This is a genomic window from Petrocella sp. (assembly GCF_059865615.1).
The window spans coordinates 18,268-30,983 of sequence record NZ_JCBCDA010000043.1; the positions used below are offsets into that span (position 1 = coordinate 18,268).

The following is a 12,716-nucleotide window of genomic DNA, read 5'->3' on the forward strand; positions in this document are numbered from 1 at the left end:
ATATGGATAACAATCTAAACGGACTTATAACAAAATGGAGCAATCAATCATGTCGCGCAAATAAGGTGAATAAGGAATTATATACAAGGTATGAAGTGAAACGAGGCCTAAGAGATATAGATGGTAAAGGGGTTTTGGCTGGGTTGACCCGGATTGGAGAGGTTCACTCCTATATTATATCCGATGGTAAATCGATACCGGTACCGGGAAGATTAAGCTATAGAGGTGTTAATGTTGAAGACTTGGTCAATGGATTTTTGAAAGATGAACGATTTGGTTTTGAAGAAACCTGTTTTCTACTTCTTGTAGGACACCTTCCGGATGCTATTGAGCTTCGGGAATTCCGGGGTTTGATTGCCAATAATTATGACTTACCGGATGATTTTGTTCGTGATATCATCATGAAAGCACCAAGTAAAGACTTAATGAATACCATTGCAAGGAGTGTATTGACACTTTTCTGTTTTGATAATCAGGCCGATGACCTAAGTGAGAGAAATGTGTTTAGGCAAAGCATACAGTTGATTGCGCATTTTCCCCTGTTGGCGATTTATGGTTATCAAGCTTATGCCCATTATCATGAAAAGAAAAGCTTTGTCATCCACTCACCAAGAAAGGATTTAAGCATTGCGGAAAATATTTTGTTCATGTTAAGGCACGACAATCAACATACAGATCTAGAAGCCAAGTTATTAGATTTGGCGTTGGTACTCCATGCAGAACATGGTGGTGGTAACAATTCCACCTTTACAACCCATGTTGTATCATCCGCTTATACAGATATCTATTCTGTGGTGGCTGCAGCCATGGGTTCTTTAAAGGGACTTCGACATGGTGGGGCCAATATTAAAGTGGTGGAAATGTTTGAAGAGATCAAAGCCAACGTAGACGATTGGCAAGATCCTGACGAGGTCAGCAACTACGTGGAAAAACTTGTAACAAAACAGGCCTATGACAGGACCGGTTTGATTTATGGAATCGGTCATGCAGTATATTCTATATCTGACCCTAGGGCCATTATTTTTAAGAGCTATGTTAGGGAACTGGCTAAGGAAAAGGGATTGGACAAAGAATTTGAGCTTTATAATCTAGTAGAAAAACTGGCACCTGAAGTCATTGGTAAGCACCGGAAAATCTATAAAGGCATATCTGCTAATGTGGACTTTTATTCAGGGTTTGTATACAGGATGTTGGAAATACCACAGCAACTTTTTACACCACTTTTTGCAATAGCAAGGATTAGTGGTTGGTGTGCCCATATCCTTGAAGAATTAGCTAACGACGGTAAAATTATTCGTCCGGCTTATAACTGTGTAGAACCTAAACGAATATATTTACCTATGGAAAAAAGATAAGTCACTCATTCTCATATTTCATCGTTGACTTGCGAAATTCTAAAGGGGTCATATGGGTAACACGCCTAAAAGTTCTTGAAAAATAGTTATGGCTTGAAAAGTCCAATAATGTTGCGATTTCAGTTACGGTCATTTGAGAGTATGTTAAGAAATTCTTTGCAAGCTCAGTTTTCTTGTCTTGAATAAATTGGGTTAAGGTTATACCAACCTCTTTTTTGAATAATTTGGACAAATAATCAGGATGAAGGCCAAAGATAGCGGCTAGCCTGTTGACAGTAAGTTTTTCATTGGCATGGGCATGGATATATTTTATGATTTTGGATACAGGGTAGTGGTAGGCTTCTTGATGGAAATCGTGAATGAGGTCAATAAACTCATTGATCATATGGTACTCAAAAGCCATAAGTTTTTCCATGTTTTGAGTATCATCAATATCATTAATGAGGATGTCGCTGAGGGCAAAGGCATCCTCATAGTTAACGCCGGCTTCAATAGCGCTTCTCGTAAACAAGGAACACCAGATAATTAAGGAGTTACGCTTGGAGCGTATCTTATTTTTGGATAGGGTTGCTCTTTCTAGGGTGTTGATGGTATCCATTGTACGAATGGCCTGCGTATGTAAACCTAGTCTCATTTCATTTAATAATTTTACTTCAAATGTATAAGAAGGATGCGTATACTCTCTTGTGAGGTTACGTAAACGTTCTTTTTTTATTGACTTTTTCACAAAACCCGCTCCTTTGCCTTATATGTTGTTAAATACGTTCATATCAGTTTTGTGCATATTATATCAGAAAAATGACAGAAAGGACAGATATATGGTCATATAATTAAAATGTATCAAGAAAAAATATAAATAAGGAATTGGGAGGATTTTATGAAAAAGCAATTACAACAATTATTAGCATTGGTATTGGTACTTGCACTAGTAGTAGGTTGTGGCGCAGGCCAAGAGAAAGTCGAAGGAGATGTAACAAGCTCTCAAGAATCCGGAACAAGAGAGAGTGGAAATGAAGAAGTCAAAGATGATGTAGAAGTGATTATGTATCAGAATAAGGTAGAGATTGGTGAACAACTGGTGGCATTTGCAACGCTATATGAAGGGTTAACAGGTGTTAAAGTTACCGTTAAGACATCAGGCGGTGATGCACCCTATCAGGAAAACCTAAAAGCTGAGTTTCAGTCCGATAAACAACCGGATATCTTTATTATTGAAGGCATGGGCGGCTACAATACATGGAATAGTAAAATGGCAACCTTTGAAGGTGATGAATGGATTGATTTGACAGCCCTTGAATTTGTTGTGGATGATCAAGTCTATGGATTTCCCGTTGCGGTTGAAGCTTGGGGTATGGGTTATAACAAAGCAATACTTGAAGAAGCAGGTGTTGATCCTACAACATTAACCTCCCAAGAAGCCTTTAAAACAGCGTTTGAGAAAATTGATGCACAAAAAGACAGCTTAGGTCTTGATAGCGTTGTCTCTATGGCGGTCGGTCCAGAACTTCGTTGGGTAACAGGCCTTCATAACTTCAATGGCTATTTGTCAGCCGGTCTTGAATATGGAGATCGTTCCGTACTAGACAAATTACTTAAGGGTGAAGCGGATAGAAAACGTTTAGAAGAATACGCAGATTGGGTAGAATTATTGTTTGACTATGCAGAGAAACGTATTCTTCTTACGGGTAATTATGATGCACAAGTTGGTGCTTTTGCAACAGGTAAAACAGCTTTCATTCATCAAGGTAACTGGATTGACCCATGGTTAGCTGAAAATGGTGTTGATTTTGAGATGGGCTATGTACCTCATGCATCCGTTGCCGGTGAACATAATGCCATCTTTATTGGTGCACCTTCATACTATGTTCTTAATAAGGATAGTGAATACCTAGATGAAGCAAAAGCATTCCTAAACTTTATAGCAACATCAGAAGAAGGGCATAATTATATGGTCAATGAAGCCAAAATGATACCTGCATTTACAAATGTGACAATGACACCAGATGCCCCATTATCAGCAGATGTAGCCAAATGGCTCGTCAAAGAAAATGGCGCTTATACTTGGCTTCAAAATGATATGCCTGACGGCTTTGGTATGGGTACCATAGGACCAATATATGAGTCTTTTGCAAAAGGTGATATTACAAAAGCAGAATTTGCGAATCAATTGGCTGGGAAAATTGAAGAATTGGCGAATTAGTTGAACCGCTACCTACAACATATAGTCGTGAATGCTTGATATGCAATCTATATGCTGTAGGTAGATTTATTCAAAGGAATAGGTTCAATTAAGAGGAGGCTTGGATGGAGTCCGGTAAAAAAATTCGATTAAATGAAACGAAAACAATTGAATATATACAACAGATACAGCAAGTGTTGGATAAGAGTGACCACTATGAGGCGGTTAAGACGGTAACAAAAGACCATATGGGTGTAAAAAGAATAAACGCTCATGAGACTTTATTTGGGTTTTGGGTTCCGGGAATGAATCGTGGATACATCCATCAATTTGCCGCAACCCTCTATCTTGAGATTCTAAAACCTAAAGTCAGAAAAGTTGAAGAGGCTTTGAATACCCAGGAAGTCACTATGGACATTGTTCACCTGCCTCTTATGGTGGTTGAAGACTATTTGATAGGTGTAGTAGAAGGCTTAACACGGGGTAACAAAGAGCAACTGGGTGACTTGTATTGGTTAGTGGTGGATATGGATGACCGTAAAAAGTACATTCGAGATCCTTTAAGCTGCTCAGTACCTTTTGGTATCTATGGGCCATCAGAAGTATTTGATATGGAAACGATGTTTCATAATAGAAAGGACATGGATTATTTTCATCAAAACCATCTGGCCATTTATCCAGATGGCTCATACCAGGCCAATCATATCGGTTCCTGTTTGGAGATTCATACCCAAACAGCAACGGAGGAAGGTACTTTGGAAATGCTGACAAAACGTTTTCAGACTATCGGTGAGAAGATTCAAAGAAGCATAGATCAAGATTCTGAAGATCTATATGATCAATTAAGCAACAAAGACCTTAACTATATAGGTTTTGATACCATAGAATTAATGCCGGAAGTACCAACATCAGAAAGAGAGCATATTAAAGCGGAAACGGGAGAGTTTTTTACAATTGTAAATGGAAATACAGAGTGTATGACGGTTCGACTTAAAAAGCCAGATATATCCAACTGGGGTTACGATACGCCTATTTATGGATCTGTTGCAGTGAGCCCATCACTTTTAGGGACTTTAAGACCGAATGAATTATTAGGGTTGATTGAAACCTTGCATAATATGCCGGGTCGACCCATTCAGATCTGTATTGATTCGGTTCTTGGTCATTGTGATTTTCAAGGCGCTTTTCTTTTGGAAAGCTTTGATGAAGTACCGCAAGATACACATAATCCCAAATACATACACAGCAGTTTTTTAACAGGTCCTAATATGTATGGCAGAGATATTGATTTTTCCAGCCCAAACGTTAAAGCTATGTTATTAGAGATGCTCAGAAGAAAAGTGGATTATGGCTTTGACTGTATTCGGATTGATGGGGCACAGGATTTCATTAAGGCCAGAGACAAGCGTACCGGTTTCCGGATTCAGGATGATGCGTTTCTAAAGGAACTGGTGAGTATAGAGCAGAATATTAATGGCTTAATAAGGCACCTGGATATTAATCTTGAAGATGGGCGACCATGGCCAGATGATCTAAACTGGCTTTATAATTCGAAATATTTAGATCACACCATAGAAATGAACCTACCCCATGATGTAATACCTAAGCAATGGAGTCCGATAATTTTTGCCCATAATGTTCACGGCAAGTACAAGTGGTTTATGGATAAATGGGATCGTTTTGTTGAAGTCTTTAGGTATGGAGAACACTGGATCACTGGTCAGTCCAATCATGATAATGCAAGGTATTTCTATAAGATGGTATCGTCCCAATCATCGCTTGAGTATAAACCTGGAGATGCTTTTTCTAATTACTATAATCAATACCTTGGGGACACCCAAAAGCAAGTGGTCCATCATGCCATGGACCATGAGGCACTTTCGGCTTTAATGCTTGGTTTTTTGCCGGGGCACCCTATGTTTTTGCTTAATGCCTTGGTACACACGCCTTGGATGTTTCTTAGGGATATAGATGATACCTATAGGGTTGAGATTCTGGCTTCGGAAGGTGCAAAATTCTTTGAGTGGTATGTAGATGAAGCGACCTTTATGAGAAAAGATAATTTTACCTTGCTAAAAAGACAAGGCTTAGATGACTATAACCTATTGTTTAAAGTACTAAAGTACTTATATGAGCTACAGTCAAAAGTTAAAACAGATGCCCTAACAGCACGTGTGCTTTTTGAAGATCCAGGGGAAGAAGGATGTTATAAAGATGTTGAAGCAATCAAAAGTCAACTTAGCCGCCTAGTCCAACCAGAAACCAAAGAAGATAAAACATACGTCGATTTGTTGGTAAAACAAATGGAAAAAGATGCTCATGATTCGGAACAAAGAAGGATCAATGCAAGACAGCTCTTTGATAAAAATCTAAGCTTTTTAAAGAGGGCTTTACTGGATGTGACCAAGGATATAGAAGATAATGATCATATAGGAAATGAAAAAAGGATAAGATCATTGAATCAGCAACTGGATAAACTGGCGTATTTAATTGGTTTAAATGAAATGCAGCTTATGATGCTCCTTGAACATAGTAGAAAACAAAATGCTTATGATGTACAAGCTTGGTCTACAGATTCAAAATTAGTTGAACTTATGCCTAAGAAGGCCCGGTTCTATACTGATTCCGGAAGTGTCGATCTTAGAAAAATGGCAAGTATTTTCATGAAGGACGCTGTCTTGGCTTGTAAAGTTCATCGCTATGAGGATCGTATTGATCCGGCTCATACCAGATTCAACTTTGATCTACGACAGTTTAGAATACGTCATCCTTGGCTGATGTATAATTCGGTCAATCATGTGCGAAAAGATTATTTTGCCAGAAAATTATATATAAACGGTGCCAAAGAAACCGGAGAATGGGGTGACAAAGGTGATAAAGTCCTTTGTAACACAATCTATTATGGCTGGCGCACATCGCCGGATGAGGCCACTCAGATATTCTTCATTGCCAATATGGAAGGAGCGACGATTGATCTTTGTCCTTTAAATATTTTTCTGAATTTTGAAGGTGAATGGAAAGTTGCCCTCCATTCACCAACATTAGCATTAGAGAAAAAAACCATGAACAAAGAAGATCAAATAAAAGACTTCAAAAATGGTGAAGCACTCATATTGGAAAGAAAATTAATAGTCTAACACGTTCCCCCTTAAATAGACAAAAGGCGCAATCAAGAGAAGTATAATTGATTGCGCCTTTTGGAATTTTGGTGATAATCACACAAAAAGGTTGACAATAATAAAAAAAGTTGTATAATTATACTTAGTTAAACGTTTACTTAGATGGGATGGGCATGATATGAAAGTGACAATCAAGCATATTGCAGAATTAGCAGGCGTATCCATAGCGACAGTATCTAAGGTCATCAACCATAAAGATGAGAAAATCACCCATCAGACGAGAAATCGTGTACTTGAGGTTATTAAGGAACAAGGTTATATACCCAATCGTGTTGCCAGCTCCATGGTAACGAAGCGAACCAAAACCTTGGGTCTTATGATTCCAGACATTACCAACCCTTTCTTCCCTGAATTGGCAAGAGGTGTTGAAGATGGTGCCAATGAGAGGGGTTATACTCTTATTCTATGTAACTCAGACAACGACCTCCAAAAAGAAGAGAGTTATCTGGAGATGTTACAGGAGAAAATGGTGGACGGTATTATTTTTACAGCCTCCAGTCGACGTACAACCATGAGTCCAGCTTTTTTGAAGCTGAATATACCGGTGGTATCTGTGGACAGAGAGATTGAAGGACTAAAACTTGAAGGTAAGATCACCGTCGATAATGAAAAAGGTGCTTTTCAAGCGGTATGTTACTTATTGGACCAAGGTTATAGAAAAATTTATCATATATCAGGTCCTTTATTATCTAAGACCGCAAAAGACCGCTATGCCGGTTTTTTAAGGGCCCATAAGGAAAAAGGTATCGTGCCTGTAGAAGACCATCTTATAGAAGGGAACTATACCAGTACCCTCGGTTATGAGCATACCATTGGGCTTATTGAAGGCCATATAGATTTTGACAGTCTTTTTTGTGGCAATGACCTTATAGCCCTTGGAGCTTATAAAGCTTTACATGAAAAAAACATAAGAATCCCGCAGGACATCGGTATTATTGGGTTTGACGACATTTATATGGCTGAGATTGTCTCACCCGGACTGACAACGGTTAGACAACCTTCCTATATAATGGGTTATAAAGCGGCAGAGATGATGCTAGATCGTATTAAACATAAAGATGGGATACAAAGGGAATGGGTACTTGAAACGAAGTTAATGATACGTGGCAGTACGAAGTAAAAATTTAAGGGGTTAAACGTTTACCCTAGAGAGGTGAAGTGCATGAAAAAAATATTGGTGCTAGGTAGTTTGAACATGGACTTAGTGACGCGCGTAAAGATGACACCCAAAGTTGGAGAAACCCTCCTTGGCGAAGGCTTAGAGCAGATTCCCGGTGGCAAAGGCGCCAACCAAGCGGTTGCTGTTGGTAAATTAGGGGGAGAGGTAGCCATGCTTGGTCGTGTGGGTGTGGATGGATTTGGTGAAGTGCTGATGAAGAACCTATCTGTAAATGGTGTGGAAGCTCAATTCACTAAGGCGGTCCAAGGACTACCTACCGGTGTTGCTTTGATCATGGTTAACGATAGTGGGGACAATTCGATAGTGGTAATTCCCGGTGCGAACTTTGCACTTAAGAAGGAAGATCTCACTCAGGAGATGTTTGAAGGATGTGACTATCTATTAGCACAACTTGAGACACCTATAGAAACTACAGAGGCAGCTTTTTCCATGGCGAAGGAACAAGGGCTCTATACCATCCTAAACCCTGCACCGGCGAGAACCTTATCGAAACAATTAATTGGATTGACCGACTTATTAGTACCAAATGAAACAGAATTTGAAACCTTAACTGGTATACATCCCGATTCAGAGGCGCATATTAAAGAAGGTGCACAGATACTTTTTGATATGGGTGTGAAGGAAATCATCATCACTTTAGGAGAAGATGGGGCATGCCATGTGGATACTACAGGGCATCTACATTATGAAAAAGGCCATAAGGTAAAAGTACTTGATACAACGGCAGCAGGGGATAGCTTCATAGGTGGATTGCTATATGGTATGGCTCAGGGTGAAGACATAAAAGAAGCCATGAAACGAGCGGTCATTATTGGCGCTTTAACCGTAACTAAGCTAGGTGCCCAATCCTCACTACCAACTTTAAAAGAAGTGGAAGTCTATATAGGAGGTCTTAGATGAAAAAAGGTATCGTATTAAACGCAGAGATCGTTGAAGTAATTGCAAAAATGGGGCATATGGATGAGATTGTGATAGCCGATGCCGGCCTTCCGATTCCTCAGGGTGTTAGACGGATTGATTTAGCACTAAAAGCAGGAATACCTAATTTCATGGAGACTTTGGAAACCTTGATGACAGAATTTGTGTGCGAAGGAGCTACTCTAGCAAACGAGATTCAGACCATGAATCCTACTATAGAATTGGCAATAAAATCACGACTAAAAGATATACCTATCACCTATGTAAGTCACGATGATTTTAAAAAACAGACAATATCAGCAAAGGCCGTCATTCGAACTGGGGAGTGTAGCCCTTATGCAAATATAATTCTAAGATCTGGTGTGTTTTTTTAAAGGAGCTAAAATGAATAATCCGATACTAAAAATGGAAAATATTAGTAAAACTTTCCCTGGCGTTAAAGCTTTAGATGGTGTTCATTTGAATGTTTATGCAGGAAGGGTGATGGCGCTTTTGGGTGAAAACGGTGCCGGTAAGTCCACACTCATGAAGATACTTTCCGGCGTCTATGAACGAAGCGAAGGAGAAATATATTATATGGGTCAGCCGGTCATCTTCAAAAACGTTAAAGAATCTCAAGATGCCGGCATTGCCATTATACATCAGGAGTTGAATCTGGTGGATGAGCTGACCATAGCAGAAAATATTTTTCTTGGACGAGAACCTAAAAAAAGTTTTGGTGCGATCGATCGGAAGAAAATGCTAGCGGGTGCCAAGGCCTTACTTGAACGTCTTAATTTGGTTGAAGATCCTAATAAACTCATGAAGCAATTGTCAATAGGTCGAAAGCAAATGGTAGAAATCGCTAAGGCTTTGTCTCTTGATGCCAAGTTGATTATCATGGATGAACCGACGGATGCACTAACGGACAAAGAAACAGAAAGCCTTTATAAAGTTATACGGACGCTTAGAGATCAAGGTAAGAGCATTGTTTATATCTCTCATAGGCTGAAGGAAATATTTGAAATATGTGATGATATTACCATCCTAAGAGACGGTCGTTTCGTAGCCGAAAAGCAAGTCTCTGATATTGATGAAAATGCATTGATTGAAATGATGGTAGGTAGAAAACTGGAAGAACAATATCCATACGTTAAAGATCATCAAGGCGATCTTCTTCTAGAAGTAGTAGGCTTAGGTAATGATTTTGTTCACGACATCGATTTTATGCTCTATGCTGGGGAGATACTAGGTGTGTCCGGCTTAATGGGTGCCGGTCGTACAGAACTTGCCAAAACCTTATATGGCGCTTATCCGATAGAAAAAGGAACAATGAAACTTTCCGGTAATAAGATTCTACCCAAATCGGAAGCGGCTGTAATCAAAGCGGGATTGACTTATGTCTCAGAAGACCGTAAAAAAGACGGCCTAATTCTTAGCATGTCAGTGAAGGAGAACATATCCCTATCCGCCATGAATCGCATTACAAGACATCATATCATCAGAAAAAGTCAGGAGCTTGGATTGATTAAGGACTTTATCCGTCAGTTATCCATCAAGACGCCCTCTGAAGTACAAAAGGTTAAGAATCTAAGCGGTGGCAATCAGCAAAAAGTGAGCATCGCCAAAAGCTTGATGACAAGACCGAAAGTATTGGTCTTAGATGAACCAACGAGAGGCGTGGATGTTGGCGCAAAAAAAGAAATCTATGACCTGATGAATCAGTTTAAGAAAGAGGGTATGGGCATCTTGATGATATCCTCAGAAATACCTGAACTTATTGGTATGTGTGACCGGATTCTTGTCATGCATGAAGGTACTATACAAGGAGAATTGACACGAGCTGAAGCCACACAAGAGAACATCATGCGTTATGCTGTCGGATTAGAAGGAGGCAAGTCATGAAACAAGAGTATAAAGAAAATCTAAGGCGCTTTCAATCTGTCTTCGGATTGTTGCTTTTCACCTTCATTATTTCATTAGTAAGTGACCGTTTTCTTACCGGGTCTAATATATTTAACGTGCTTAGACAAACCTCAATTAATGCAATCATAGCAGCAGGGATGACTTTTGTCATCTTAACGGGTGGGATTGATCTATCTGTAGGTTCCACCTTTGCTTTTTCAGGTGCTATCGGTGCTTACTTGATAGGCATAGGCCAACCGGTGATGGTTGCGGTGGCAGGTGCATTGTTCATCGGTCTCTTGATTGGGATGGCCAATGGTTTCATCATTGCCCATTGGAACCTTCAGCCATTTATCGTAACTCTAGCCACCATGACCATCTTTAGAGGTGCCACCTTGGTTTTTACAGACGGAAAACCCATTGGAACCGGCTATGACGGCCGTGCAGCCATATTTGCCAAAATCGGTGGCGGTTATACTTTAGGTATACCCAATCCGATTCTAATCATGATTGTACTTTTTGGCTTGGCATATTACATCTTAAAACACATGAGTATGGGACGATATATTTATGCGACAGGTGGCAACCAGGAAGCGACCAAGCTTTCCGGTGTCAGCATTAAAAAGGTCAAGGTATTCGTATATGGTATCAGTGGTTTGTTTGCTGCCATATCGGGTATGATTATCACTTCAAGACTTTCCTCAGCACAGCCAACAGCAGGTACAGGCTATGAGCTAGATGCCATAGCAGCTGTTGTACTTGGTGGTACGTCCTTGGCTGGCGGGGTTGGATCTATATTAGGAACAGTAATTGGCGCACTCATCATTGGGATCTTAAACAACGCACTGAATCTGTTGAACGTGTCATCTTATTATCAGCAGCTTGCAAAAGGCCTGGTCATACTGATTGCTGTGTTGTTAGATCGAAAAGAAAAATTATAGGGAGGAAACAAAATGAAAAAGGTATTGGTAGTATTATTAACAATGGTCATGGTAGTAAGTTTATTGGTAGCATGTGGTAAAAAAGAAGAAGAGGCCGCTGTAGGTGGTGAAAAAGTAGGTTTAATCGTATCGACCCTTAATAATCCTTTCTTTGTAACTTTAAAAGAAGGTGCCGAGGCAAAAGCAACAGAACTGGGTATGGAATTGGTAGTTCTTGACTCGCAAAACGATCCGGCAAAAGAACTGGCTAATATGGAAGATTTATTAACTCAGGGTGTGAGTGTTATACTCATTAACCCAACAGACTCAGATGCTGTAATAGGCGCTATTGCTATGGCCAATGAAAAAGACATTCCGGTAATCACTCTAGACCGTGGCGCCAATGGTGGAGAAGTGGTAACTCACATTGCATCCGACAACGTAGCGGGTGGTCTTATGGCAGGTGACTACATTGCAGAATTACTTGGCGGTAGTGGTAACGTCGTAGAACTTGAAGGCATAGCAGGAACCAGTGCAGCCAGAGATCGAGGTCAAGGCTTTAATGATGCTATAGGCACAACCGACATAGAAGTCGTGGCCAAGCAAGTAGCAGACTTTGATCGTACAAAAGGCTTGTCTGTTATGGAAAACATCCTTCAAGCTCAACCTGAAATCGACGCTGTCTTTGCTCATAATGATGAAATGGCCCTGGGTGCATTAACAGCGGTGGAAGCTTCTGGAAGAGACATTCTGATTGTTGGCTTTGATGCGACAGATGACGCGGTCAAAGCAGTAGAAGAAGGTAAGCTGGCAGCAACGGTGGCACAACAACCGAGTTTGATTGGTAGCTTGGGTGTGGAAGCGGCTCTAAAAGCCATTATGGGAGAAAGCCTAGATGCTTATGTACCGGTTGATTTGATGTTGGTTAAATAGCTTTTATTAATCGCAATAATACGACTTAATAAATATATTAATAAAAAAGGAAGATAGTCTTAAATCGGGACTTCTTCCTTCTTTTTTGAGAACTTTGAAAGGTAATCGGGCGTATTTACAAAAATGTCATAATTTAGCCATATAATTATGTTAGTATGATTAAGGATT

The 12,716-nt window shown here is 39.9% G+C and carries 10 protein-coding genes; 9 read left to right on the forward strand and 1 reads right to left on the reverse strand.

All coding sequences use genetic code 11. From position 1 onward, the window contains the following. Positions 1-2 precede the first annotated feature (2 nt). Entirely contained in the window at positions 3-1,355 is a 1,353-nt protein-coding gene (locus AC6F8J_RS05080; RefSeq protein ID WP_500721500.1) for a citrate synthase, read from the forward strand. A 1-nt stretch (position 1,356) separates the two neighbouring features. Here the strand turns inward: AC6F8J_RS05080 and AC6F8J_RS05085 are convergent, their stop codons facing one another. Continuing rightward, a complete protein-coding gene (locus tag AC6F8J_RS05085) occupies positions 1,357-2,082 on the reverse strand; it encodes a helix-turn-helix domain-containing protein (protein WP_500721502.1) in 726 nt (241 codons plus the stop codon). A 150-nt stretch (positions 2,083-2,232) separates the two neighbouring features. Between AC6F8J_RS05085 and AC6F8J_RS05090 the strand changes: the two genes are divergently transcribed. The 8 genes from AC6F8J_RS05090 (at position 2,233) to rbsB (ending at position 12,548) form a co-directional block, all read left to right on the forward strand. Continuing rightward, on the forward strand, positions 2,233-3,555 hold the full coding sequence (locus AC6F8J_RS05090; protein ID WP_500721504.1) for an extracellular solute-binding protein: 1,323 nt from the start codon (positions 2,233-2,235) through the stop codon (positions 3,553-3,555). A 104-nt stretch (positions 3,556-3,659) separates the two neighbouring features. Continuing rightward, positions 3,660-6,671, forward strand: a complete 3,012-nt coding sequence (gene gghA, locus AC6F8J_RS05095) for a glucosylglycerol hydrolase (protein WP_500721505.1) — start codon at positions 3,660-3,662, stop codon at positions 6,669-6,671. A 160-nt stretch (positions 6,672-6,831) separates the two neighbouring features. Further along, positions 6,832-7,833: a substrate-binding domain-containing protein gene (locus AC6F8J_RS05100; protein ID WP_500721507.1), complete on the forward strand. Its 1,002-nt coding sequence runs from the start codon at positions 6,832-6,834 to the stop codon at positions 7,831-7,833. A 42-nt stretch (positions 7,834-7,875) separates the two neighbouring features. Further along, positions 7,876-8,793 carry a ribokinase gene (rbsK, locus tag AC6F8J_RS05105; protein WP_500721508.1) on the forward strand — a complete coding sequence of 306 codons (918 nt, stop codon included), beginning with the start codon at positions 7,876-7,878 and terminating at the stop codon, positions 8,791-8,793. Continuing rightward, positions 8,790-9,185 carry a D-ribose pyranase gene (gene rbsD / locus AC6F8J_RS05110; RefSeq protein ID WP_500721510.1) on the forward strand — a complete coding sequence of 132 codons (396 nt, stop codon included), beginning with the start codon at positions 8,790-8,792 and terminating at the stop codon, positions 9,183-9,185. Before rbsK ends, rbsD begins: the two co-directional genes overlap by 4 nt. A 10-nt stretch (positions 9,186-9,195) precedes the next feature. Continuing rightward, positions 9,196-10,695 (forward strand): ribose ABC transporter ATP-binding protein RbsA, encoded by a 1,500-nt coding sequence (rbsA, locus tag AC6F8J_RS05115; RefSeq protein ID WP_500721511.1) that lies wholly within the window; start codon positions 9,196-9,198, stop codon positions 10,693-10,695. Continuing rightward, complete coding sequence (gene rbsC, locus AC6F8J_RS05120; RefSeq protein ID WP_500721513.1) at positions 10,692-11,636, forward strand: ribose ABC transporter permease; 945 nt, start codon at positions 10,692-10,694, stop codon at positions 11,634-11,636. Before rbsA ends, rbsC begins: the two co-directional genes overlap by 4 nt. Positions 11,637-11,648: 12 nt before the next feature. Further along, a complete protein-coding gene (gene rbsB / locus AC6F8J_RS05125) occupies positions 11,649-12,548 on the forward strand; it encodes a ribose ABC transporter substrate-binding protein RbsB (RefSeq protein ID WP_500721514.1) in 900 nt (299 codons plus the stop codon). Positions 12,549-12,716: the final 168 nt, after the last annotated feature.